Raw genomic sequence first — 26,918 nt, forward strand, 5'->3', positions numbered from 1 at the left:
AGATGTATTCCCATGAAACCTTAATTAATCAGGTTTTCATTTATTCCATATTCATTTTTTTTCATTTATTAAAATTCGTTAATTAGCCGTTCTATTAACAATCCCAGAAACAGCGTTGTCATTTCTTAGCCCTCTTGCATATACGGAACCCGCAATAGACCAGGTGTGGAATGAGCTACGGGCGGGTGATAAATCGGCCCTGGAAAGAATCTACACTTCCCATATCAAGGATCTATTTAGTTTTGGCATGAGCCTACATGCTGACGAAACCATAGTAAAAGATGCGATCCAGGATGTTTTCATAGATCTCTGGAATTACAGATTTGCACTTAGCAGCGATGTAATAATCAAGCAATATCTATTTAAATCCCTTTCCAACAGAATCCAGAAAGAGCTCGGAAAGAATAGCAAGAGAACAAGCCTCCACTGGCTGACTGATCAGGAAAACACAGTTGCGTCTGTAGAAGATGAACTTGTGAAGACCCAGAGGGAAAAAGAAATTTCGCAAAAAATGGGGCGTGCAATGAAATTACTCCCATTGAGGCAAAAGGAGGTAATCCAATATTTATTTTTTGAAAAAATGAGCTACGAAGACACTGCCAAGATGTTGGATATAACAATTCGATCCACCTATACACTGGCATGGAAAGCAATAAGTGCCCTCAAAAAGGCGATAATTGTGCTTATCCTTTATTTTTCTTTCCTGTAACACTGTATTGGGTTATTCAACATCAATACTTAATTTACCATCCTAGCATCCCAATCTGATTGATAGAAATCCTTAGGAACAAATAAGGGAGAGATGAGGATGTAAATGCGTCTTAGTGTACAAGTAGAAAACTCCCACGTTTTTCCACTTCCTTCATTTCCCCATCCATCACAAAGGAATACTTCATAAGAAAGCTGTAGGTTCCCTGGGTGGCGTTCATCTCGTTCACCAAACCATCCCAACCTTCCGTTCCGGAATAAACCAATTGTCCCCACCGATTATAAATCCAAAGGCGAAAATTGAAATCACAATTGGAAACTCCTCGAAAAACGTCTCCATCTTTTGGATTGTAACCTGTAGGCATCCGTACTTCAGGTGCCTTCTCTGACACCACTCCTGCTCCTAAACTTACACAACCCAGAGCATCTAATACCGAGACAGTGTATACCCCTTTTGATAAACCCGTAAGGATATTGGTTGAAACATTCTGTTCATCCCAATAATAACTATATGGGGCCTTACCTCCCGCAGGAAACGCAAACAATTCTCCGTTACTTCCGCCCGGACAAACAGGCTTTGTCAGTCTCACATCTACCTGTAAGGCCGCAGGAGAATTGATTTCGAACGAAAGTGGAATAGAACAGCCTTGTGTGTCAACCACAGAGAGCCCATAATTACCTGTTGCTAAACCAGTTAAATTCAACTGGCTTAAAAATTTCTTTTCTCCATCCAATTCAATCAAATAAGGTGGATTGCCTCCAGCTACGGACAGATTCAAAATACCGTCCTTTTTTCCATAGCAGCTTGCATCAGAGACTGAGAGAGAGATCAGTTCAAGGGGGGCAGGCTCGGTGATTTTCAGGTTGTCCAACACGCTTTCGCACCCCAGTCTATCAATCACAGTAACTGAATAGTTTCCTTTGGTTAGATTTTCAGCCAATGGAGCATTCAGATCAGGATCATGAGACCAGCTAAAAGCAAAGGGGGCAAAGCCTCCTTCAATGTCAATGAGAATTCTGCCACTTTCATCACCAAAGCATTTTATATCCTCAATACGTTCAACAGAAACTTTAAATTCTTCTGCAACCACCACCTCAAGTTTATCAGAATTCCCCACACAGGATTGATCAACTAAGCTATAGTTCATGTAGCTAAGCATTCCGGTTACCCCAGGTATATCCCATCTGACTTCCACCGTATTTTGATCTTTTCCGGAGACAATTTCACCCCCACTTATCATCCACTCGTATCCTCTACCTTTCAAAGGATTGGGGACCGAATAAAAATGGGTAACAAGCGGATCAAAGCAGACTTCCAAATTCCCAATAGGATCATCCGCCTGCAGTTTACTATTTATCTCTATATCCAGTGTAATAGGCTCAAGCAAGCAGCCATTTGAACTACTAGGGTTAGCGCTAATTCTGGCATTAGTAGTTGCTGATCCCCAATTGACCAAAACTGAATCTCCATAGTCTTGAACAATAATTCCTCCTTCCACTTCGAAAGTAACTGAACCGATATTTACCTTAGACTCCAATTTATATAGTAATTCCTCTACATCCGGACAGACTGACTGCTCCCCAATCAGTTCAGCTTCTGATTCTAAAACCTCCACTGTGAAGGTCTCTTCTTCCTGTTGATCGCAGGTATTGGGGCTGATCGAAGCGGTGACTGAGATCTCGTATGATCCGGGGGTATCAAAGATATGGTTCACCTCTTGGCCTTCCTGAATAGGTGAACCATCTCCAAAATTCCATACAAAATAGGTGAAATTCTTATTTTCAGGGATAATACTCCAGATCCCTTCCTGATCTAGACAAGCGGTTCGTTCACCTACCACTTCAAAGTCATAGTTTACTTCAACTTCAAAATTCAAATTATCCAAGGCGGCTCCCACTGCGTACCCATAGGATTCCAAAAATCCAAATCCATACACATATGCTATAAATCCATCAGGATTCTGCAAATGGTGCACACCATTGGAAATACTGACACGGGCAAAATAATAAGACGGATTTCCGGGAACAGGTGAAAAAGAGGCCCCTATGTCCTGTCCGTCCAAAACGGTGTTGGCCTGCGAACCCGCAGGAACTATAATGTTCACATAATTTACCTCAATGGAGGTAATTGATAGTGCCGAAAATTCCACTTCTTTCAGCAATTGTTCGTTGGGACTGTAGGTGATCATAAAAGGATCACCCTGTCCGTAATTTGGATCGTCGGGCAGATTACACTCCTGGCTTTTCGAGAAAACCGTAACTGAAGACGGCTTAGAAGTAGTGATGGACACTGTCTCATCTGCTCCAAAATCCAATGACAGAAACTTGGCTGCATTTATTGAGCCACGATGCGTACCATTTACAAAGACCTCGGTGTTGTCTTCAGATGCCACTACCTTTACTAACTCGCCGGATGACCTTCCTTTCAGCCCAACATGGATAAATGATTTTCCCCAGGTAGTCAGTGGATAAGCCTGTTGAAAGAGATTGTCGTTTGCAGAACCGCAGTTGCCCACTGAAGTCCACTTATTCCCGCCGAAGACAGCTATTTTCTTGCAGGAATTTGCATCATCTCCAATCACCCTGGCCCGGGATCCGGTAAGGTCAAATCTTTCTTTGATCTGATAGCTTTGACCACGATCCAATTCTATAGTAAAGGGCGCCGATCCATTGCTTTTGCTTATTTCCACCTCCGTGTCGTCCTCTGTGGCAATGATCAACATGGTACTTTCATTATCCACATTCCCGTCATATTCTACGGGATGGGTGAGTCTTTCAAAATGAGAGGTAATCAGGTAATCTTTTCCCAGTGCTCCCAGAGGCAAAACAACCGTACCATCTGCGCTTCGAATCCGTTCATTAAATGCATAAACCGAGAGGTCGCCAGTAGAACTGATGTATATCCCCTTATTTTCTGTCCGGCCCGAAAACCTGTGAAAAATGTCGATGTCCCGTGAATCAATAGCCAAGCTAAACCTTTCCCCATTGCCCAGGGATTGTGTTCTGCTGATACCCAGATACTCAATGGTAATTTCGGAATCTTCAATGGCTGTGATCTCCAGAACAGCTCTATCCTCAGCACCGGGAACAATACGGTTGTTCTCCATAAACCCCACCCAAAACGCTTTTCCCACCGTGGATATCTGACCATAAGAAGCCAGCGCAAAAAAATGCAGCAGTAGCACCAAGCAAATTATACGGTAAAATTTTTCCATCTAAGATCAGGAACACGTCCACCCCTCAATATAGTTAACTCCTAAAAAATAATCCTATTTAACCCGAAGGATACATCCCAAATTCCAAAAGCTGGGGATTCACTTAGTCTTCACATATATAATCCCTATCTTTGCGCCTCAAAAAAGAAGAAAATCCCTATTATGATATCTGTAGATAACTTGTCATTAAAATTTGGCAAACGAACACTTTTCGACGAAGTTTCCCTGAAGTTCAACCCCGGCAACTGCTATGGTGTGATCGGGGCCAATGGCGCCGGAAAGTCAACTTTTTTGAAAATTTTATCGGGTGAAATGGAGAGTACCAGTGGTGGAATCAGCATCACTCCCGGTCAGCGAATGGCGGTATTGAGCCAAAACCACTTTGGTTTTGATGACGTTGAGGTTTTGAAAACTGTCCTGATGGGCCACAAGACGCTTTATGCCATTATGGAGGAAAAGGACGCCATTTACATGAAGGAGGATTTTTCTGAAGAAGACGGTTTGAGGGCCTCCCAGTTAGAAGCAGACTTTGCTGAGATGGACGGCTGGAATGCTGAGTCGGATGCAGCTGCATTACTTTCGGGGTTGGGAATCACGGAAGATTTGCATTACATGCAAATGAAGGACCTTGCTGGAAATCAAAAAGTAAGGGTTTTGTTGGCACAGGCACTTTTCGGAAATCCTGATATCCTAATTCTTGATGAGCCTACCAACGATTTGGATGCGGCGACTATTGAATGGTTGGAGAATTTCCTATTAGATTTCAAAAACCTCGTGATCGTGGTATCCCACGATAGGCACTTTCTGGATTCAGTTTCCACCCATATTGTGGATATCGATTTTGGAAAAATCAAAATCTACTCCGGTAACTATACCTTCTGGTATGAATCTTCCCAACTGGCGCTGAAGCAAAGATCAGACTCCAACAAGAAAGCAGAGGATAAGAAAAAGGAATTGCAGGCATTTATCGACCGATTCTCCGCAAACGTGGCCAAGTCTAAGCAGGCTACAGCACGTAAGAAGATGATCGAGAAGCTGAATATCGATGAGATCGAGCCATCGATGAGGAAATATCCAGGTATCCTATTCAAACCTGAAAGAGAAGCCGGCGACCAGATTTTTATGACTGAAAATCTGGAATTGAAAGCCGATGGGGTGACTTACTTCACCGATGTAAACCTGATGGTGGACAAGGGCGACAAAATTGCCTTTATCTCTAAGACCAAGCAGGCAGTCAATAAATTTTTCCAGGTAATCATGGAGGAAACCCCTGCATCCAAAGGAAGCTTTAAATGGGGAGTCACAATCAACAAGGCTTATTTACCAAACGACAACTCGGAATATTTTAAGTCAGACCTTTCTCTTATAGATTGGTTGAGACAGTTTTCCGGCAATCAAGAAGAGGCTTATGTAAGAACCTTCTTGGGAAGGATGCTTTTCACCGGGGAGGAATCTCTTAAAAAATGTTCGGTGCTTTCCGGTGGGGAAAAAGTCCGCTGCATGATTTCCAAGATGATGCTTCAGAATCCCAACCTGCTGGTAATGGATGAACCTACTAACCACCTGGATCTGGAATCCATTACAGCCTTTAACAATGCCATCATTGACTACACAGGCACGGTTTTGATGACATCCTATGATCATGCATTTGTACAGTCCTCCGCAAACAGAATCGTGGAATTCACTCCAAATGGAACAATAGACAGAAGAATGCCGTACGATGATTACCTGGAAAGCGAGGAAATCAAGGCACTGAGAGAAAAAATGTACGCAACCACCTAACCTGGCTTAGTTGCTACTCACTGCAATCATAATTTATCTGGCGCTCACCATCCTCATCGGAGCCTGGGCTTCAAAATTCGTAAAGGGATCGAATGACTTTGTTTTGGCAGGTCGTTCGCTCCCTTTATTTCTTTCCGCTTCTGCCCTCTTTGCCACCTGGTTTGGTTCAGAGACTATTTTTGGAGCATCGTCTGTTTATCTGGAAGAGGGATTGCAGGGAGTGATCGAAGATCCTTTCGGAGGAGCGCTTTGCCTGGTGCTTTTTGGGATGTTCTATCTCCGGCCTATGTACCGCATGGGCGTATTGACCATAGGAGATGTGTTCAAAAAGATTTATGGCAAGCAGGTAGAATTCCTCTCTACAGTTTTTATGGTTCCTGTATTCTTCGGCTATGTGGCCGCCCAACTGGTGGCACTCAGTCTTATCCTGGGCACTGTGACGGGCTTGAGCATGGCGGAAGGAATTTTCCTTTCTGCAGGAATAGTCGTGATTTATACCTTTCTGGGAGGAATGTGGGCCATTTCCATTACTGATTTTATACAGACTTTACTGATTGTTTTCGGGCTGGTCGTGGTAGCGGTAGTTGTGGGCAAAGAAGCTGGCGGGGTAGGCGTTATTTTGGATTCAGCTCCTACCGAAAGCTTCCAGTTCTTTCCAGGCCCGGGCCTGAATTCCTGGATCAATTACTTCGGGGCTTGGGTGATTCTTGGTTTGGGAAGCATTCCAAGCCAGGATATTTACCAGCGAGTGATGTCCTCCAAGTCAGAAAAGGTGGCTGTTCAGTCCACTTATCTTGCGGGAGGTTTTTATCTTACCTTCGGACTGCTACCCTTATTTATCGCACTTGGCGCAAAGGCGCTCTACCCTGAGCTATACTTAGAAAACAAACAGATGCTTTTGCCTTCCATGGTGCTTGCCCACGGGGGCTTGCCTGTGCAGATCATCTTTTTTGGAGCTTTGATCTCGGCCATCATGAGTACAGCCAGTTCCGGAGTCCTGGCCCCGGCAGCTTTGATTTCGGAAAATCTGATGAAGCCATTCTTCAAGGAAAAACTTAAAGACCGTCACCTGCTCTGGATCTTACGGATCAATGTGCTCGTCGTGGCAGTAGTCTCTGTGATGATGGCTTTACAGGACTCTAATATATATGAACTGGTGTCGGGAGCATCTATCTTGTTATTGGTCTCGCTTTTCATACCATTGACTACTGGATTATATTGGGACAAATCTTCCAAAGCCGGCGCGGTCTTATCCATGGTCACCGGCATGCTTGTCTATTTGGTTGTGGACAAGCTTGAACCGGAAATATCTTCTCACCTTTATGGATTACTTGCTAGTGCACTTGCCATGTTTGCAGGTAGCCTGCTTTTCCCAAACAAACCCCAGACCACCTATGCATTATCCTAAAATCATACTTAAGCACGGTAAAGAAATCTCGCTGAAACGAAAACACCACTGGGTATTTTCGGGAGCTATTTTCCAAAAAGATCCCAACCTGAAGAATGGGCAACTGGCTGCCGTAATCTCTTCCAAAGATGAGTTTTTGGGGATTGGATATTATACAGAAGGTTCAATCATGGTCCGGATCATTTCCTTCGAAGAGCGGGACATAGATCAGGGGTTTTGGAATGATAAAATTTCCTCCGCGCTTACGTTAAGGAAAAGCCTTGGGTTGACTGATAGTCAGGAAACTAACGTGTACCGTCTGGTACATGGGGAAGGAGACTTACTACCCGGGTTGATCGTGGACTTTTATAAGGGCACGGCTGTGATCCAGGCACACCAAATCGGGATTCATGCACATCTAAAGGAAATTGCACAGGCGATAAAGAATGCTTATGGAGAGCAAGTTTCAGGTGTTTACGATAAAAGTGCGGAAACTCTACCAAAGAACCTTGGCATTTCTTCCAATGAATGGGTACTCGGACAGCCGAAAACTGATCTTGTCCAGGAGTATGGCGCGACGTATAAAATAGATTGGGAGAAAGGCCAAAAGACAGGTTTCTTTATCGACCAGCGGGAAAGCAGAAAACTTCTTGCCTCCTACTCCAAAGGCAAAAAGGTATTGAACACCTTTTGTTATTCAGGGGGATTTTCAGTGCTGGCGCTGAAAGAAGGAGCGGCAGAAGTGCATTCTGTGGATATTTCCCCAAAAGCAATAGAGCTTACGGAAGAAAATGTAGGGCTCAATCCTGAGATCAAAGGTAAGCATGAATCCAAAGTAGCCGATGTGGTCAAGTACATCCGTGAGATCGGCGATGATTACGATGTTATTGTATTGGACCCTCCTGCCTTTGCCAAAAACCTGAAAGCTAGGCATAATGCCGTGCAGGCTTACAAGCGACTAAATGCAGAGGCGTTCAAGAAAATCAAACCAGGAGGAATTCTCTTTACCTTCTCCTGTAGTCAGGTGGTTGACAAAGCACTATTCCGCAACACCATAACCGCCGCAGCGCTGGAATGCGGAAGAAAAGTTAAAATCCTACACCAGCTCACCCAACCGGCCGATCACCCCATTAATATTTTCCATCCGGAGACTGAATACCTCAAAGGATTAGTCTTATTTGTGGAGTAAATTCGTGAGAATAGTTACTAGTTAGCGTCTTTTGACCTATTTTCGTTTACTAATAAAAACACATCATGTACACAGGAATACAACACCTTCATTCAGGAATCGCTTACTTGGCATTATTTGCCTTGATTGTAGTAATTATTTACATGCTGATCGGTTCTCTTTCCAATCGGGAATTCAGGGAGAAAGACCGAAAAATCGGATTGATTGCATTTGTTCTCTCCCACATCCAATTATTGGTAGGTCTGATTCTTTATTTCCTGAGTCCGTTGGGTCTGGAAATGCTAAAATCAGGAACTGCAATGTCTGATCCGGCTGCCAGACTGATCGCACTTGAGCATCCCCTGATCAATATTATCGCAATTGTGTTGATCAGTATCGGTTACATACGGGCAAAAAAAACAGGAGCATCCCGAGCAAGGTTTAGAAGTATCTATATGATGTATGCAATTGGATTGGTATTGATTCTCTCCAGAATTCCATGGGCTGCGTGGATAGGATAGGCTTATTGAACAGCGATGGGTGGAGCCCATCGCTTAGATAGTATGGCTTTTCAGGCCTGATTCGAAAAAACTGTCATTCTGCTGACCGGGATTTGTAATCGCAGTTTACTATCCCGGGAATTTGCTGTCCCTCACCCTAATCATAAGGGATTTAGCGAAGTGTAGCTATGAAAATCACTTCACATAAGCTTCTATCAATCGCTCTGCGCACCTCTCCCCGTCCATTGCTGCGGAAACTATTCCCCCCGCGTAGCCTGCCCCTTCACCGCATGGATAAAGACGCTTGATCTGAATATGCTCAAAAGACTCTCGGTCACGGGGAATACGTACAGGTGAGGAAGTTCTGCTTTCAAGCCCGATCAACTGGGAATCATTGGTGTAATAGCCCTTCATCTTTTGGCCAAAAGCCTTGAATGCCACTGTAAGACGCTCTGAAATAAAATCCGGTAATACATCCCTCATTTCCACTGAATTCAGGCCCGGCTGATAGGAGGTATCAAGCAAACTAGAACTCACTTTTTTCTGTACAAAATCAACCATACGCTGTGCCGGAGCTACCTGGGTCTTACCTCCTGCCATCCAGGCCTTTTTCTCGATATCCGCCTGAAACTCCATGGCTGCCAGCGGACCAAATTTTTGATATTCCGGCAAGTCTTCCAATTCTACCGATGCCACTATTCCAGCATTGGCAAACTTGCCATCCCGGCGGCTCGGACTCATTCCATTCACTACCAACTCTCCCGGAGCAGTGGCTGCCGGCACAATAAAGCCACCGGGACACATGCAAAAACTAAAAACCCCTCGCTGCTTTTTCCTGAACTCCGTCTGGTGAACCAGTGAATACGCTGAAGCAGGAAGATAAGGTCCCCGATCCAGCCCACAATGGTATTGAATGCTATCTATAAGATTTTGACTGTGCTCTATTCTTACTCCCAGTGCAAATGGCTTCGCTTCAAGGGTTATTTGTTTACTGTGAAGTAAATGAAAAATATCCCGTGCCGAATGGCCTGTGGCGAGTATTACCCCTATTCCTGGGATTCGGTCTCCATGCTGGGTGATTACCCCTTTCATTTCATCTCCATCCAAAATAAAATCTACAACGCGGGTATCAAATAAAACTTCCCCACCAAATTGTCTGATACTTTCCCGGAGGTCTTCTACAAGTTTTGGAAGCTTGTTGGTGCCGATATGGGGATGTGCATCTACCAGAATTTCTTCCGTAGCACCATGTGCTACAAGTATCTCCATGATCCTTCTGATGTCTCCGCGCTTTTTGGATCTGGTATATAATTTCCCATCTGAATAAGTACCAGCTCCGCCTTCACCAAAACAATAATTTGAATCAGGATTGACCAAATGCTCTTTATTGATGGAAGCAAGATCCCTGCGACGGGATCTGACGTCCTTACCCCGCTCTATCACAATCGGCTTCACTCCAAGCTCTATCGCGCGAAGTGCCGCAAACAGCCCGGCGGGTCCTGCCCCTACAATAACAACCGGGTCTTCATCAGACACATTCCTATATTCCCGATGATGCTCCAGAAGTGCAGGAGGTTTTTCTTTTACAAAAAGCTCAGCCTGTACGTTCACCTTTACATTTCTTCCTCTTGCGTCGATTGAACGTTTTACCTGCCTTGCAACAGCATCTCCTGAATCTGCTGGAAGGCCAGCTTTTTTAAGTACTACTTCCTGAAAAAGAGCAGGGTCATAAGCTTCTTGAGGAGTCAACTGTAAATTGAATTCTTTCTTCATAGTGTAAGGTTTTTATCCTTAAAAGGGTGAACAAAGGTAGCTGTTTTTAAAGAAGTAAAATACCAGAATAAAGCGCTTGGACCTCAGAATCAAAGGCGGCGTAAGTAAAAAAACTCCGGATTCATACCGGAGTTTTTAATTTTCAAAATCAAACTATCTTCTTCAATTTAGCCTATCCAGCACTTCAAATCTTGAGGAATTGGAAATGAATTCCGGTACAATGACTTTTAGATGTGAGACCAGTTCATTTTCTGAATTCTTGTTTACCAGCTCCATAAAAAGTTCTATTTGACCATCTATTTTATGATAAGAAGAAGGAAGTACCTGGGCAATTTTAATTTTAGGATGATGTGTTATCTTAACTGTTTCAAAATCATTTAAGAGCTCTTCATAAAGCTTCTCTCCTTCCCTCAGTCCCGAGAAAACCACTTTAATATCCTCATCGATTTTTTTGCCCGAAAGCTGTATCATTTTGTTTGCCAAATCAAGGATTTTTATTGGTTCTCCCATGTCAAAGATATAAATCTCTCCGCCCTCTCCCATAATGCCTGCTTCGAGTACCAATTGGCAGGCTTCCGGAATAGTCATGAAATACCGGGTGATTTCCGGGTGGGTCACGGTAATTGGTCCCCCATGTAAAATCTGTTTTTTAAACAAGGGTATCACAGATCCATTCGACCCTAATACATTTCCAAAACGGGTGGTGATAAACTTGGTATGGTAGCTTTTATGATTTCTTTCGAGGTATTCATTTAAAGCCTGCACATACATTTCTGCTGCTCTTTTACTCGCCCCCATCACATTTGTAGGATTGACTGCCTTATCTGTTGATACAAAAACAAATTTGTCAACCTTTGCTAAGACAGCTATATCCGCAAGAATTTTGGTACCCAACACGTTAGATTGGACTGCCTCTTCAGGGTAATTTTCCATCATAGGCACGTGTTTATATGCTGCTGCGTGAAATACCACCTGAGGTTTAAAAGCTTTAAAAACTTCCTTTACCTTCTTTTTATTTCTCACATCTCCAAGAATTATCTTGATCGGGCAGTTGGCATGGTTTTCTTTAAATTCCTGCTCTACATCATATAATGCCGATTCGGCGATGTCAAATAGAATAAGTAGCTTCGGCTCATAATGGCTAATTTGCCTGCAAAGCTCTGAACCAATAGATCCAGCAGCTCCTGTCACTAGAATTACTTTATCCTGCAAGTCCTGATGGATCCTAGGATTATCCAGTATAATTTGCTCCCGACTTAGCAAGTCCTCGATTTTCACTTCACGAATTGCCCCAGCAGTCAGTCCACCGTTGATCCATTGGTCTACCGGAGGAACGATGGATACAGAGATTTTTAATCGAAGACATTCATCAATGATTTCATTTTTTCGCGGCACTGAAAGATCTCGGACAGCTATTATCAATTCGGTAATCCCAAACTGCTTTGCTAATTTCTCCAGATCACCCAATCCCTTGTAAATTCTTTTACCATCTATATTTTTCCCTTCTTTTTTCGGGTCGTCATCCAAAAATGCCACTGTATTAAAAAGTATTTTACTGTCTCTTTTTATAGCTTCTTGAGCTATAATCCCAGCCTCACCCGCGCCGAAAATAACCCCATGCTTCATTTCTTTTACTAAAATCCCATTCTTCAGGTAAACAAAAAGTTCTTTCACCAATAGCCGATAAAAAATCAACATAAACAGAGAGGAAAGGCTTGCGATGATTAAAACAGATGTAGGAAGTAGAAATCTATCGTTGAGGAAGTTGCCGTGAAAGAAATTTAGGAATAGAAAAAGAACGAAGTTAATCAGGACCATTTTGAAAATATTTGATCCGTCTCTGAAGCCTGTATGACGAACAATCCCTTCATAGCTGCGGGTATTCTGCATTACAAGCAAACCACCCACCATAAAGATAAAGCTCCCCGCCAGGGCATCATTTTGCTCAATTAAGACCAATTCGAAATTGAAGCGCACCAGATAGCCAAATAAGGCACAATGGAATAATATCAAAGAATCCAAAGTGGCAATAATCCATCTAGGAAGGATTTTCAACCGCGTTAAAAAATTCATAGTATAAATTTATTCAAATAGATAAGTTTAATAAACGCACTGACTGAACCAACTCATTTTATAATGCAAAATAACCACTTTTCTTAGTTTATCCCTAAATTCCTAACTTATTATTAAATGCTATTTAGCGTTTTACAAGTTTTCAAATGACAAATAATGTTTACTAAAGCATCAATCCCCGTTTTATAGCGGCACTTCCAGCTTATTTAGCCTGAAACTTTTATACGCTTACGTTAATGCTGATAAATGCAGCATCCCCAAGCTTGGAATTTCTTCCGAAAGGTATCACTATTTTGACGAAAAGATGCAAATCAAAAAACCACCTACAGACTGATGATATGCCCGACTAGTGAACAGCTAGAGGAAACATCAGATCTGCAGGTGGTGATTTTCGCTTGACAAATTTGTAGTTAACGGACTACCTTTTTATAATCGGTGACCAAATGCTTGATAAAAAATTCCATCATTCTGTCTCTGTTCAAAGCAGTGTGTCCACCATCCGGAGCAATTTGTACTTCTATGCTTTTTCCTGCATCCTGAAATGCCTTGATCAATTGCAAAGAATTGGACGGGTGCACATTGTTGTCGGCAGTACCGAAGAAGATCAACAATTCACCCTGAAGCTGATCAGCCTTATTCATCAAGCTAAATCTATTGTAACCTTCTTCGTTGGCATCCAGCGTGCCCATAAAGCGCTCGGTGTAAATATTGTCATACAATCTCCAATCGGTCACAGATGAATTGGCGACTGCCGCATGTACCAGCTCAGGAAATCTTAGCAACATGGAAGCCGCAGTAGTACCCCCATAAGAAGTTCCGTAAACCCCCACTCTGTCTTTATCGAAATACGGACGGTCATGAAGAGATTTAATCCCTTCGGCAAAATCATCCATTTCCACCAGACCCAAATTTCCGTACAACTGATCAAGCAATTTTTTTCCCCGTCCTCTTACATTTCTACCATCGATATTCAACACCAAAAAACCATATTCGGTCAATGGATCCGGTAAGGTGAATACTTCACGGAAAGCATTTGTAGCCGGGCCACCATAGTTGCTTAGAATGACCGGATATTTTTTGTTTGGATCGAAATGAGAAGGAAAATGGATCATGCCGTGCAATTCAGTCTCGCCGTCCTTGGAAGTAAAAGTGAATACTTCCACTTTTTTCAAGCCCAGTTCCTCAAACTTTCCCATATCGCTTTTAGCGAGTTCTGCTACTGTTTTCCCTTTGGAATCCACTAGATTCGTAAAAGGTGCCACATCATGGGTTTGCGCAACATCCACAAAGTAGTTACCATCAGGAGAAATAGTCACTGTGTGATTGTAAGCGGGATCTGTCAATCTCGTATCTTTCGACCCGTCAAATCGTACACGGTGAAGCTGCATCAGCATGTGGTTTTCTCCGCTCCTGGCCATATAGTAAAGCAACTTCTTGTCCTCATCTACTTTTACAATAGCTGATACTTCAAAAGGGTGTGAAGTAAGCGCATTCACTAATGTTCCGTCAAAATTATACAGGTAGTAATTGTTGAAACCGGATCTTTCTGATGCCCAGATGAAGTGCTCTCCATCGGCTAACACTTCCATCTCAGGAGAATTCTCTACGAAACTTGGAAGCCATTCTTCGCGGATCACAGTTCTGCTTTTTCCTGTTTCGGGATCTGCGGCACGGAGTTCCAGTATATTCTGACGCCTGTTGGTGCTGTGGAAAAGCAATTCCTTGCCATCAGGAGTCCAGGAAATATCATAAATATAAGTACCCAGATCACCGTCATTGTAAGGCTTACCATCTCTGATGTCCAGTTCAGTCATCTCTTTGGTAGCAATATCATAAACCATGAGGTCTACAGGCAGATTTGGCTCTCCTACCTTGGGATAGGCTTCTATTTCAAGAGAATCATACAAACTCAGTTGATCCAGAAGCACATAATATTTCTTCACGTCCTTTTCTACAAATCTGTAGAAAGCGATTTTGCTACCATCCGGAGACCACCACATAGCAGTGTTTTGTCCCAATTCCTCCCCATAAACCCAGGTGGCAATACCGTATTTTACTTGATTTTCTTCATTGCCGTCCGTAGTGATAGGAATTACATTGCTGCCATCAATATTGCTGAGGTACATGTTTCTATCCTTGGTGAAGGCGTTGTATTTCCCATCAGGAGACTCTGCAGAATCAAACTGACGGCCTCTTGCAGGACGGTTCCAAGATCTTCTTTCTGCCACAGGTGCGTCTCCCAATTGAGTAACCTTCTTGGTCTTGACAGAAAAAGATTGGAGCATGCCATCCTCAGCATATTCAAAGGATTTACCGTCCTTGGTCCAGGTCACATTTAGGCTGCCAGGTTTTACCGCGGATCTGAGTTGGGGGGCTATTTTTTGGTATTGCTCATAGCCAGGCATGTTTTTGAGCTTATCCTGAGCCTGAGATACAGTGATCGTAGTGGCCAAAGCCGCTGCCACTGTGAGGAAGAATTTATTCTTCATATTCTATTCGGGTTAATTTTATTCCAGTTGCGATGATACTATTTTTAGCGGTAAAAAACAGACATTAATACACGATAGGTTATCCAAACCCATAATTATTTACTCTTCATTGAGGTGATAATTATAGCAAAACCCACCGAACAAACCTGCTTTTGTAACCCCATAACAGGCTTTAGCATCCAAGGGTAAACAACAAATTCCCCACATGAAGAACTTTAGCTTGCCAGGCAAATTGCTGATAGCAGCTTTTTGCCTCTATTCACAAATCATCCAAACCGTCTATTCCCAGACATTGGAAACTAAGATCGATTCCTTGCTCGAAACTACCTTCTCTACAGAAGGCCCGGGAGCGGTATTCTTGGCCGCCAAAGCCGGGAAACCCATTTACAGAAAAGCCTTGGGACAATCCAATCTGGAACTTAATGTCCCCATGAAACCCGAGAACGTCTTTGAAATCGGCTCTATGACCAAACAGTTTACAGCAATAGCTATTTTGCTATTGATGGAGCAAGGCAAGCTTCAACTCAATGATGAGATTACTAAGTTTATCCCGGACTACCCTACTTACGGAAAAAACATTTCTATTCATCACTTGCTAACGCACACTTCCGGGATCAAAAGTTTTACCAGTATGAAGGCACTTCGGGAAATAGAAAGGCTAGATCTTACTCCTGTCGAACTCATAGATTTTTTCAAGAATGAGCCAATGGATTTTGATCCGGGAGAAGAGTTTAAATACAATAACTCAGGTTATGTGATCTTGGGATATATTGTCGAGATTCTTTCAGGAAAATCATATGCTGAGTTTATTCAAGAAAATATTTTCGACAAACTGGAAATGAACTCCTCTCACTATGCCAGCCACTCGGAAGTCATTGAAAACCGTGCATACGGTTACCATCAAAAGGATAACTATGTAAATAAGAACTTTATCAGCTTGAGTTTACCTTATTCATCCGGATCACTCATGTCCACGGTAGATGATATGCTCAAATGGAATGAAGCGCTAAAAAAGGACAGGCTACTCAAAGAGGAAACCACGAAGAAAGCTTTTGAGAACTACTCCTTAGACAATGGTGAAAAAATCAGCTACGGCTATGGATGGCATATTTCCGATTTGAATGATGCCTTAAGCTTTGAGCATGGAGGTAGCATTTTTGGATTCAAATCCATGGGTGTGTATTTGCCTGAAGAAGATATTTATGTGATAGGATTGAGTAATTGCGACTGTAATTCTCCCACTCAATTGGCAAGGGATATCGCAAAAATAATCATGGAAAAACCATAACACCATTCCATCTGTACCAACTGGATTTCCCTCTTCGTAAAATCTCCATATATTGGTTTGTTAAAGTTACCCCCCAACAATAACTAGATTTATGGAATATAGAAAGTTAGGAAACACAGGATTGGAGCTGTCTATTCTTGGATTTGGAGCATCTCCCATGGGCGATGTTTTTGGTGTTTCCGACGAAAAAGACGGATACCGTTCCGTCCATTATGCAATTGATCATGGTGTTAATTTCTTCGATGTTTCTCCTTTCTATGGACTTACTCTGGCCGAAAAGCGGCTGGGTAAAGCGCTGGAAGGAAAGCGTGATAAGGTAATTTTGGCTACAAAATGTGGACGTTACGATTTAAAGGAATTCGATTTTTCTCAAAAGCGGATATTGCAAAGTGTAGAGGAGTCTCTTGGCAGACTAAAAACAGATTATTTAGATCTACTTCAGCTTCATGACATTGAATTTGTGGACAAAGAGCAAATCCTGAATGAAGCTTGGCCAACCTTGGTTAAACTCAAAGAGTCTGGAAAAGCACGATTCATTGGCATCACTGGACTTCCTGTAAATTATCTTGCAGAAATTACTAGAAATATCGACGTTGACTCGGTGTTATCCTGGGCACATTATAATCTTCTACAAGATGAAATCAATCGGGAACTCGTCCCCCTTTCCAAAGAAAAAGGCTTCGGCTTGATGAATGCTGCCCCTTTGATGCAGCGTATTCTTTCAGATGCAGCATTGCCTGAGTGGCATCGGTCACCACCCGCCATGAAAGCAATGCAATCAGAGCTGCTTAAGCTATGCGCGGAATATAGCGTAAAACTCAGCGATGTAGCCATACGGTTTGCGCTGGATCATCCAGCTATCACAACCACTATCGTAGGGATGTGTGATCTTGCCACGAGTAGACAAAATGTTAGTGTGCTTGATTTTAGAATTCCTGATGGACTGCTGGAAGAAATCCAAACGTTGGTAGCTCCTGTCAAAAACCAAATGTGGTATGAAGGCAAGCCTGAGAACAAGATTTAGTAGGTAGATGGCAGTGCCCGCTTCTTGTTGGCAGCGTCACCGCGAACGACCAAGCAGAGAAATGATCGCTTCGTACGTATAAAACTAAACTTGTTACCAAGTAGTTTGAGACAAATTAAAGCTGTCTAATCTGCCACCAAAAAAATAGAGTACTTCACGAAAAATTTAATACAAACTCAAACCTCATGAAAGCATTAGTTCTCACAGATATCGGTAAAACAGCCCTCCGGGATGTCGAAAAACCAACTCCAAAATCGGGAGAAGTTCTCCTTAAAGTTGGAATGGTCGGCTTTTGCGGTGGAGATCTGAATAGTTACCGCGGCCTTTTTCCACTGCAGGAATATCCGAATATTCTAGGCCATGAAGTTGGTGGGACGATTGAGGAATTGGGTGATGATGTTCCGGATGATATCAAAACCGGCATGAAAGTGACCGTTTACCCTTATCTGAATTGTGGCAAATGTATCGCCTGCCGCAAAGGTGCCCGAAATGCCTGCAAGGAAAATAAGACGATGGGTGTGCGTCGTCCGGGAGCCATGTGCCGATACATCACTTTGCCGTGGCAGGATGTATTTTCCTCAGAAAAATTATCCCTGCGGGAATTGGCTCTGGCAGAACCGCTAACTGTTGGTTTTCACTCAGTAAACCGTGCAAATGTCACTTCTCAGGATCGTGTCGCTGTGATCGGCTGTGGGATTGTAGGTCTGGGGGCCGTTGCAGCAGCAGTGGAAAAGGGAGCTGAAGTAATTGCAATTGATCTGGATGATGCCAAGCTGGAGATTGCGAAGAAAATCGGTGTGAAACATACCATTAATCCAAAACAGGTGAATTTACACCAGACCCTTCAGAAAATGACTACCAATGACGGTCCTGATGTGGTTATTGAAGCGGTAGGTAGTCCGGTCACCTATCGTCAAGCCGTTGAAGAAGTAGCCTTTACAGGAAGGGTAGTTTGTATAGGTTATGCAAAAGCCCCGGTGGAATTCAATACTTCCCTTTTTGTACAAAAAGAAATAGAAATTTTGGGATCAAGAAACTGCACCACAGAGTTTCCTGAAGTGATCAGCTACCTGGAGCAGGGGAAATTTCCTGTGAATGAAGTAATCAGCAAAGTGGTGACCATCGAGGAATCCGAACAGGCACTCGCTGACTGGGCCACAGATCAGCAGGGAATTATTAAAATTATGATTGATTTTGACAAAAAGTAAAATGATAAAATCCTGTGTAACAATTGCTCTGGTACCTCAAATCAAGTCCGGGCCGTGGATCTTCTGGGAAAATCTGGAAGCTGGGATAGTAGAAGCTTCCAAACTTGGATTTGATGCGATCGAGCTTTTTACAGCTTCTGCCCATGCAATTGAAATCCCAAAATTGAAAGGGCTTCTAGCTCAGTACAACCTGGAACTCGCTGCTGTGGGAACAGGAGCCGGAAAAGTAATTCATAGCCTGACGCTTACTGACCCTGATTCAGCGGTTAGAAAAAAGGCTATTTCATTCATTTCCGAGATGATTGACTTCGGTGCTGTTTTCGGTGCACCGGCTATTATTGGTTCTATGCAGGGAAATATACTCCCAGGAAATGACAGGGAGGAAACTATGTTTTGGTTAACAGATGGTTTGAATCAATTAGGAAAACATGCAGAATCAAGAGGGGTCACCCTAATCTATGAACCACTCAACCGCTACGAAACTAACCTGCTCAACACCATTGAATCCGGGTCAGAGTTTTTAGAGAGACTAGAAACCAGTTCAATAAAATTACTTGCCGATCTATTTCACATGAATATTGAGGAAGAGAACTTGGAAGAAAGCATATTGAACTGGGGTAATTACATCGGCCATGTTCACTTTGCAGACAGTAATAGAAGGCCAATGGGCTTAGGTCATACATCCATGAAGGAAATAGCAAAAGCGCTGAAGGCAATCCGTTACAATGGCTATGTCTCAGCAGAAGCTTTCCCTTACCCTAGCCCTTATAAAGCTGCCGAGCAGACGATAAAGGAGTTTAGAAAATGGTTTACTTGATTTGAGATTTTCGAACCTCCATCCTAAAACATCAAATAACCAATTGGAGTTACCCGGATCTTTCTTCTAACATCTACTTACGTAATACTACAAAATGAAGCGTTTCGCACTAACACTTGACCTTATTGACAAGGAGGAATCTATCAGAGAATATGAACAGCATCACGCTCCCGGGGCAGCCTGGCCAGAAGTAACCCAACACGACATCGATGCCGGAATTCTGAATATTGAGATTTTCCGGACAGGAAACCGCATGTTTATGCTGCTGGAAACGGTAGATGAATTTGATTTCGAAGAGAAGGCTAAATTCGACGTCTCCAATCCAAAAATTGCCGAGTGGGAAGAATTTATGTGGAAATATCAGCAGCCAATTCCATGGGCAAAACCTGGAGAAAAGTGGGTGCTGATGAACAGAATTTTCAAATCGGGCGAGTAATTAACAAAAATTGATTACTTATTTTCTTATTTTATACTCATTTTGCCAGTACACAAACTTTTTCCCAAATGATAGATCTTACAAAAATCTCTTTTGCAATCACCTTGCTTTTACTCAGTTCCAGTCTGGGGTTTGGTCAAAACACCATGAATCCTCCCAAAGGCTACGACCATGATATTGGAACAATGGTGTCCATGCTGGAGAATCTCAGAGCCAGGATAATTCACAGTACGCAAGAGCTCAACCTAGAACAAACTGATTTTCTCCTTGATGATAAAGCAAACCGTATCGGGGCGATGATCATGCATCTTGCCGCGACCGAAGTTTATTACCAAGCATACACTTTTGAAGGCAGAGGATTCAATGAAGAGGAAAAAGTGAAATGGGAAACCGCATTGAAACTGGGAGATGAAGCAAGAACTGAATTTGTGGGAAAACCAATTAAATACTACTTGGATATCTGGGCACAGGTACGTCAAAAGACCTTAGATACGCTCAAAACCAAAGATGATAAATGGTTTGCAGCTCTTGCAGAAGGCGGACAAACAGACAATCACTGGGCATGGTTTCATGTGATGGAGCATCAGGCCAATCACATGGGACAGATAAATATGCTTAGAAGTAGGTTACCAAAGTAAATAAACCTATTCCACACCTACTACAAAAGTCTTTTCAAATGCCAATCCGTCCTTTGTCAATCCCTCAACCCGCAGATTCATACGTTTCAGAGCTTGGGGGATTTTTACTTTAAAAGAATAAACTCCTTTGTCGCTTTCAGCATTTGCATCCCAGAAAAGCGTTGGTTTACTTTCTATCGGCTGATCACTTTCATTGCTGGTTGGGAAAGGGATATCCGGTGAAAAACCACGGATCTTAAACTGCTGAAATTCGGAGGGGTTAAAAGCTGTTTGTTCAATAGCTTTAAATCTGTTTCCCTTTTTAGTCGTAATCATAATCACCCCTCCCACTCCGGCCATTCCAAATGAAGCCGAATTGAAGGTGTAAACTTTAATGGATTCTAATTCCGCGGGAATAAAAGAGCTCATCAATAGATCAAACTGTTCATTAGATAAAAAAGGATACTGAGCACCGTCTATAATTAATAAAGGGTTGGATGCATTAAAGCCAAAATTATAATTGCCGATACTTTTCCCACCTCTTTTCAGCCCTAAATATCCAGCTAAGGCTTCAGGAGAAATGGTAGCCAGCCTATCTTCACCAAGCTCGCGGTCAGGTTCGCCATAGCCATAGTTACGTTCTTCCAAAGTTTCCACTTTCACATCTTCCTTCACAAATTCCTCCAGCATCATATAGTCATCAGTGTAATCAAAGCTCATTTCCCCATCCGCCCTTTGGTAAATCTGATAGGTAAGTTTGGGAAATGAACCTTTAAAATAGGGTTTTTCCCTTTCATTTAATTTAACTGATCCATAGTGCCTTTGCTTCGAATCCAATGCTGCAATTGATATAGTCGCCGTATCTGTGAAATACAAACCTGAAGCACGAAAATATCCAGAAGAATCGGTCTCTACAACCCCATAATCAGCCAAATTATCCCTTACAATTGTAATGGGATTAATTAAGGGATCCCGCTTCTTGCCTCTGTTAAATTGCCCATCCAGCGTGATCCCATATTCTACTTGATGATTGCCAAGGGTCATGTTTTTTGGTGGATCTTTTACATCAAGCCATTCCATTGCATTCAAAATACTCATCTGTTCAGCGACAGTTGAAACCAAATCAGCATCCGTTAAGGAGACTATAAACTGCGCATCTGTCAATTCTTCCGTTTCATCGAGAAACACTAGTTGAAATTCCATTTCTTTTAAGGTATCGCTAGAAATTATGGAGTCGGTCAATGTGATGGACAGATCCCGGAAAAGATCTGTATCAGAACTTGCCGCAGAACGAATATTTTCTTCTTTAGATAAAACGGGAAGTGCCCGAAGGAAAATATCCTGATCTGGATAATTACGCATCCATTGCGTGTATGCCCGCAGGAAATAATCCCCTGATTTAAGTTCATTTGGCAAAACAAAGGCTCCTGCAATCTTACCTTCTTTGATGGGAAAAACTTCATACTGAATGGCTTTTGAGTCTTTATCCATCAGGTCAACATACATAACTCTACTCAGCGTATCAGACATGATATCATTTTGATAGAGCATTTGACCACCTAACCAAACAGTCTCTCCTGGATAGTAATAAGGCTTGTTTGTACTGAAGTAGGGTTTCTCCCGAAGATTGTTCCATTGGGAAAATCTCATCAGGGAGCTATCAACTTCTGCCAAATAACTATACCTATTAAAATTCTCTGATGGCACATAATCATGCGGCAAAAACCTCCCCATCCGCTGCCTTCCTATGTATCCAGACAAAACAACCTGCGAAGGAACAACTGGAACACCACTTCGATCGATATCAAAATAGCCTAGAGGCGCAGAAACCCAGCTAACGGGGGAATAAACATCTGAATAATAATCATTTATCCAGAACTTCCCACTGTAATGAATTTCAGCATCAAAAGGCCATATGATTCTGTAATTCCCATTTTCCAAGGGTATTCTTTGAATTGAATCGGTAAATACCTGCTTTATAGATTTGTCGATTTCCTCGGAAAATACATTTGTACGTACCCTAAAATTATCAACGGGAAGTAATTCGAAAATCTGGAAACCTTCTTCATGTACCTTTGCCAACAAAACTGATTTTAACAAATGTCTAATTGACCCCATATAACTACTCACCTGGTTTCTCTCTACTTTGGCGAGTTCAACAGAATCAGTTAATTCCTGAGCGTCAAAAAACACAAAACCTAGGTAACTGGAGCGGTGGTGGTAAAAACGATAATCCTTTAAATAATAAGTCACATTATAACCCAAAGCATTGTTTACTAGCTGCAAAGGCTCCTGGGCAGTGGCATGAACGTAGTTGGGTCCGCTTACTTTTACCGTTTCGAAATCCAAAACCCAGGGATTCTTAATCTCAAGCTGAGAAGCAAAAGGATCATCAGGAAGAGCCAAGAAAACCTCCTTGAACCTTCGTAAATCCCGCTCCCATTTTTTATCCCTGCGGCTTTTTAACTGCACCTCACTGAGTATAGACTCAAAGGGTTTAAGACTAAAATCCACTTTTTTAGCACCAGAAACGCTGATATTGAGTGATCTGGTAGCCGTCTCAAACCCAACATAGGAAGCTACCAACTCTACAACCCTGGGTAAACTCCCACCAATGAAAAAATTGCCTTTATCATCCGTGGTACTTCCCAGCGTAGTATTGTTGATGAAAACATTAGCAAAAGGCAGTGGGTCACCCGTCTTTGCATTTTTTACCGTCCCGGAGATGATTTGGCCATTTGAAAAAAAACTTGACAGTAAAGCAACCGCCAATAACGCACACCTTAGCTGTGAAAAAAGTAGATTCATTTGGCTTAGATTGGGTTTAGCCTTTTAAGATAGCAGGTCGGCTTGAAAAATCTTATTCTGATTTAATTCATTTTCACAAAAGTTATAGTTTTCCTTCGCGTGAGGAATCAAATCAGTCCAGCTTCCTGAAAAGAAGTCCGATGCTGCTTTACGTGCCTTGAAAAAACCCCGGCTTCCCAGCAATCATAAAAAAACCGCTCCTTTTTAGAGCGGTTTCTGATTTTAATATCCAAGGATCTTCAACATACTTTCTTCCGATTGATCTTCGGAAAACAACCGGTGGGTAATCTTACCGTCCTCATCCCGGTCAATAAGCACATGCTTAGGTGCAGGGATGAGGCAATGTTGGATTCCTCCATATCCACCGAGAGATTCCTGATAGGCTCCGGTATGAAAAAAACCTAAGTATTGAACTTTCCTTTCCTGTGTCTTGGGGAGATAAATATTAAACTGGTGAGCTTCTGAGTTATAGTAATCCATGCTGTCGCAGGTCAGGCCGCCGAGGTTGATATTATGATACTCCTCACCCCAATTGTTCACAGCAAGCATGATGTATTTCTGGTTCAGCCCCCAGCTATCCGGCAATTGGGTAATAAATGATCCATCGATCATATACCAAAGCTCCTTATCATTTTGGAGTTTTTCTTCCAAGACAGAATAAAGGACGGCACCACTTTCTCCCACAGTATAGCTTCCAAATTCAGTAAAAATATTCGGCTCATCAGTGTTGTTTTTGCCACACATCCATTTGATGTTTTTTACAATTTGCTCAGTCATATACTGGTAATCGTAATCAAAGAAGACATTGGTCTTGATTGGCCATCCCCCCCCAATGTCCATAGTATCCAGTGTAGGGGCAACTTTTTTCAAATCCACATATTTCTGGATAAAACGGGTCAATTCAGACCAGTAATAAGCTGTATCCTTTATGCCGGAATTGATAAAGAAATGCAGCATTTTCAGACTTACATTCGGATTATCCTTAATCTTATCTTCATAAAGCTTGATAATATCATTATATCTCACTCCTAACCTAGAGGTATAAAAACCAAACTTCGGCTCCTCGTCAGCTGCAATCCTGATCCCAACCTGAAATGGTACTTTCACATGCTCCAGATAGTAATCTATCTCGGTCAGATTATCCAAAATCGGTACACAGTTCACAAAACCGTCATTGAGCAATCCCGTAATGTATTCCTTATACAATTCCCGCTTGAAGCCATTGCAGACGATAAAAGTATCCTTGGTGATTTTGCCTTCAGCATATAAGCTTCTCACCAACGGAATATCAAAGGTGGATGAAGTCTCTATATGAATATCATTCTTCAGAGCTTCATTGAGCACAAAACTAAAATGTGAAGATTTGGTACAATAACAATACGTATACTTTCCTTTATAATCATGCTGCTCCATCGCGTTCTTAAAGTACGTCTTGGCATTTTGAATACTTTCAGAGATTTTAGGCAGGTAGGTAAGCTTTAGAGGAGTTCCATAGGTATCAATGATCTCCATCATATTCACTCCATTGAAGAGCAGTTCATTATTTTCTACTTTAAATTCTTTGGTAGGAAAATCAAATGTCTGCTCTATCAGATCTTTATAGGTATTCATCAGCAAGGATAATTGGTGTTAAAGCCATGCAAAAATTGCTTTTTCTCAGGGTAATTCAAACGAAAAAGGGACAAATCCGCAAGGACTGTCCCAATATTAGTTAATTGTAATGATTTCTTAATTTATCAATCAATCCATCATTGAATTTTGAAGCAGGTACTGCTCTGCTTTGAAATGGTTCCTGTTGATGATTACTTCTTTTAATACGTTCTTGAATTTCACTTCCTTTTGAAGGAGCAAAATCAATTCTGCAAAGAAAAGAGATACATCCTGGTGGTTTGCCTGAGGATAGTGGAAATAAGCGGTCTTATCGGCTGCTGAAAATCTCAAGGATAAATTTTTTGGTTTCCCTGCTTCGCTCAATCCTCTGAAAAGCGGATATAGCCCTTCAAACCCCTCTTCAAACTGACACATTCCCTGCATAACCATACCGGATTTCTTATGGATGATCTTTACGATTTCCTGCTGATTGACCGAAACTTTCGAGAAGCCATTGGCTGAACTAAAAACCTGATCCAATGATGAGGATTTTGTTTGTGGTAATGCGCTCATAGGTGTGCGTTTTAAATTAATAACAGAACAAATATAGTCTTGTTTTTAGTATATTCCTATATTCCCTATAATTTTTATAGGGTTTTTGAGAAAATCTATTCTAGGGAGCTATCATCCCACTACTATAATTTCATTTCTACTAAACTATCCAAGGCCACGTTCAGCTCTGAATCGTCCTTTGCAAAGCAAAACCTAAGTATTTTGTGATCTATTTTATCAGAAAAGAAAACCGAAACAGGAATGCTTGCTACGCCAATTTTCTTGGTTAACCGCACCGACAAGTCATAATCCGATTCCCGGGTAAGATGTCCGTAGGATACCATCTGAAAGAAACTTCCTTGAGCAGGGGTAAATTTGAAAGGCGTTTTGCTCAATCCTTCACAGAACAAATCTCTCTTCTTCTGGTAAAAATCTGGCAAGCAAAAATACCTTGTAGGTTCTGACAGGTATTCAGCCAAAGCATATTGCAGAGGGGTCGCCGTGCTGAATGTTAAAAATTGATGGATTTTTCGGAATTCCGCGCTCAGGTATGCAGGAGCCAAACAATACCCAATCTTCCACCCAGTCACGTGGAAAGTTTTCCCGAAAGAACCACATACAAAAGTTCTTTCTTTCAGCAGTGGGTGAGTTAAAAGAGAAAGGTGCACTCTCCCATCAAAGGTGATATGTTCATACACTTCATCACTCACTATCAAAATATCAGTGTCCTGGACCAATTCAGCCAAGCTATCAAGATCCTGCTGAGTCCACACGTATCCACTTGGATTATGAGGCGTGTTGACCATGATCAACCGCGTCTTCTTAGAAATAGCAGCTTTAACCTTTTCCCAATTCATTGAAAAGTCCGGCAGACTCAGGGCGACAAAAACCGGAATCCCCCCATTCAGCTCTACCGCAGGGGCATAGCAATCATAGGCAGGATCAAAAAGAATAACTTCATCCCCTTTCCTTACAACTGCTGCCACTGCAGCATACAATGCCTCCGTGGCTCCCGAGACAACAGTTACCTCAGATTCTGAATCTAAGTCAACACCATGGACCAGCTTCGTTTTCTCTGCTATCCGCTCTCGCAAAACCGGAACCCCACTCATCGGGGCATATTGATTAAAACCAGCTTTCATGTACTTATTCACCAGCTCCAGCAACAAAGGGTCACAGTCAAATCCGGGAAAGCCCTGAGACAGATTAATCGCCCCGCAATCACTTGCAAGCTTTGACATAACTGTGAAAATCGTAGTACCTACTTTGGGAAGTTTTGATGAAATAACCATAGTTCAAAACTATTGATTTTGACATAAAAAATAGCGCAGGTAGTAAAAGTAGGGTTCCCTGCAAACAGGAATCTAAAATCCGAATCTTTGGTTTGGGTCCCTCAACATGGACCCGGTACAATGCAGTTTCCAGTCTGCTCTTACAATAGTTATATTCTGGTTTTTTTAGGGTAGTAAGAAAACTGCAATAC

At 42.2% G+C, this 26,918-nt stretch carries 19 protein-coding genes; 11 read left to right on the forward strand and 8 right to left on the reverse strand.

The genetic code is table 11. The features are described from left to right. Nucleotides 1-115: 115 nt before the first annotated feature. Nucleotides 116-709: an RNA polymerase sigma factor gene (locus tag AS141_RS05140; protein WP_057936549.1), complete on the forward strand. Its 594-nt coding sequence runs from the start codon at nt 116-118 to the stop codon at nt 707-709. Nucleotides 710-821: 112 nt separating this feature from the next. Here AS141_RS05140 and AS141_RS05145 read toward each other — a convergent pair whose 3' ends face one another. Next, nucleotides 822-3,923 (reverse strand): PKD domain-containing protein, encoded by a 3,102-nt coding sequence (locus AS141_RS05145; RefSeq protein ID WP_057936550.1) that lies wholly within the window; start codon nt 3,921-3,923, stop codon nt 822-824. Between the two features lie 162 nt (nt 3,924-4,085). On the opposite strand from AS141_RS05145, the gene AS141_RS05150 reads away from it, so the two are divergent. From AS141_RS05150 to AS141_RS05165, 4 genes are all read left to right on the forward strand, one after another. Further along, nucleotides 4,086-5,705, forward strand: coding sequence for an ABC-F family ATP-binding cassette domain-containing protein (locus AS141_RS05150; protein WP_057936551.1), 1,620 nt, complete (start codon nt 4,086-4,088; stop codon nt 5,703-5,705). Between the two features lie 10 nt (nt 5,706-5,715). Further along, the gene (locus AS141_RS05155) at nt 5,716-7,113 is read left to right on the forward strand and encodes a sodium:solute symporter family protein (protein ID WP_057936552.1); all 1,398 of its coding nucleotides are present in this window, start codon (nt 5,716-5,718) and stop codon (nt 7,111-7,113) included. Continuing rightward, the gene (locus AS141_RS05160) at nt 7,100-8,281 is read left to right on the forward strand and encodes a class I SAM-dependent rRNA methyltransferase (protein WP_057936553.1); all 1,182 of its coding nucleotides are present in this window, start codon (nt 7,100-7,102) and stop codon (nt 8,279-8,281) included. The genes AS141_RS05155 and AS141_RS05160 overlap by 14 nt, the downstream gene beginning before the upstream one ends. Nucleotides 8,282-8,346: 65 nt before the next feature. Next, on the forward strand, nt 8,347-8,781 hold the full coding sequence (locus tag AS141_RS05165) for a hypothetical protein (RefSeq protein WP_057936554.1): 435 nt from the start codon (nt 8,347-8,349) through the stop codon (nt 8,779-8,781). A gap of 174 nt (nt 8,782-8,955) precedes the next feature. Here the strand turns inward: AS141_RS05165 and AS141_RS05170 are convergent, their stop codons facing one another. The 3 genes from AS141_RS05170 to AS141_RS05180 all read right to left on the reverse strand — a co-directional run bounded on the left by AS141_RS05170 (nt 8,956) and on the right by AS141_RS05180 (nt 15,095). Beyond that, nucleotides 8,956-10,533: an NAD(P)/FAD-dependent oxidoreductase gene (locus tag AS141_RS05170; RefSeq protein ID WP_057936555.1), complete on the reverse strand. Its 1,578-nt coding sequence runs from the start codon at nt 10,531-10,533 to the stop codon at nt 8,956-8,958. Nucleotides 10,534-10,695: 162 nt separating this feature from the next. Next, nucleotides 10,696-12,606: a polysaccharide biosynthesis protein gene (locus AS141_RS05175; RefSeq protein WP_057936556.1), complete on the reverse strand. Its 1,911-nt coding sequence runs from the start codon at nt 12,604-12,606 to the stop codon at nt 10,696-10,698. Nucleotides 12,607-13,016: 410 nt separating this feature from the next. Then, nucleotides 13,017-15,095 carry a S9 family peptidase gene (locus AS141_RS05180; RefSeq protein WP_057936557.1) on the reverse strand — a complete coding sequence of 693 codons (2,079 nt, stop codon included), beginning with the start codon at nt 15,093-15,095 and terminating at the stop codon, nt 13,017-13,019. A 205-nt stretch (nt 15,096-15,300) separates the two neighbouring features. Here AS141_RS05180 and AS141_RS05185 point away from each other — a divergent pair, with 205 nt between their 5' ends. The 6 genes from AS141_RS05185 (at nt 15,301) to AS141_RS05210 (ending at nt 20,506) form a co-directional block, all read left to right on the forward strand. Next, a complete protein-coding gene (locus tag AS141_RS05185; protein ID WP_057936558.1) occupies nt 15,301-16,383 on the forward strand; it encodes a serine hydrolase domain-containing protein in 1,083 nt (360 codons plus the stop codon). 91 nt (nt 16,384-16,474) lie between these two features. Beyond that, entirely contained in the window at nt 16,475-17,407 is a 933-nt protein-coding gene (locus tag AS141_RS05190; RefSeq protein ID WP_057936559.1) for an aldo/keto reductase, read from the forward strand. Between the two features lie 185 nt (nt 17,408-17,592). Continuing rightward, nucleotides 17,593-18,615 carry a zinc-binding alcohol dehydrogenase family protein gene (locus tag AS141_RS05195; RefSeq protein WP_057936560.1) on the forward strand — a complete coding sequence of 341 codons (1,023 nt, stop codon included), beginning with the start codon at nt 17,593-17,595 and terminating at the stop codon, nt 18,613-18,615. Nucleotide 18,616: 1 nt separating this feature from the next. After that, entirely contained in the window at nt 18,617-19,432 is an 816-nt protein-coding gene (locus AS141_RS05200; RefSeq protein WP_057936561.1) for a sugar phosphate isomerase/epimerase family protein, read from the forward strand. Nucleotides 19,433-19,526: 94 nt separating this feature from the next. Continuing rightward, nucleotides 19,527-19,868 carry an L-rhamnose mutarotase gene (locus tag AS141_RS05205; RefSeq protein WP_057936562.1) on the forward strand — a complete coding sequence of 114 codons (342 nt, stop codon included), beginning with the start codon at nt 19,527-19,529 and terminating at the stop codon, nt 19,866-19,868. 68 nt (nt 19,869-19,936) lie between these two features. After that, nucleotides 19,937-20,506, forward strand: coding sequence for a mycothiol transferase (locus tag AS141_RS05210; RefSeq protein WP_057936563.1), 570 nt, complete (start codon nt 19,937-19,939; stop codon nt 20,504-20,506). A 6-nt stretch (nt 20,507-20,512) separates the two neighbouring features. On the opposite strand, the gene AS141_RS05215 is transcribed toward AS141_RS05210, so the two are convergent. From AS141_RS05215 to AS141_RS05230, 4 genes are all read right to left on the reverse strand, one after another. Further along, nucleotides 20,513-23,293, reverse strand: coding sequence for a carboxypeptidase-like regulatory domain-containing protein (locus AS141_RS05215; RefSeq protein WP_082632185.1), 2,781 nt, complete (start codon nt 23,291-23,293; stop codon nt 20,513-20,515). Nucleotides 23,294-23,515: 222 nt separating this feature from the next. Next, nucleotides 23,516-24,904: an arginine decarboxylase gene (locus tag AS141_RS05220; protein ID WP_057936565.1), complete on the reverse strand. Its 1,389-nt coding sequence runs from the start codon at nt 24,902-24,904 to the stop codon at nt 23,516-23,518. Nucleotides 24,905-25,033: 129 nt separating this feature from the next. After that, nucleotides 25,034-25,456 carry a hypothetical protein gene (locus AS141_RS05225; protein ID WP_057936566.1) on the reverse strand — a complete coding sequence of 141 codons (423 nt, stop codon included), beginning with the start codon at nt 25,454-25,456 and terminating at the stop codon, nt 25,034-25,036. A 122-nt stretch (nt 25,457-25,578) separates the two neighbouring features. Next, nucleotides 25,579-26,727 (reverse strand): methionine aminotransferase, encoded by a 1,149-nt coding sequence (locus tag AS141_RS05230; protein ID WP_057936567.1) that lies wholly within the window; start codon nt 26,725-26,727, stop codon nt 25,579-25,581. Nucleotides 26,728-26,918: the final 191 nt, after the last annotated feature.

Origin of the sequence: Algoriphagus resistens, assembly GCF_001442615.1 — a bacterium.
Taxonomy (GTDB): domain Bacteria; phylum Bacteroidota; class Bacteroidia; order Cytophagales; family Cyclobacteriaceae; genus Algoriphagus; species Algoriphagus resistens.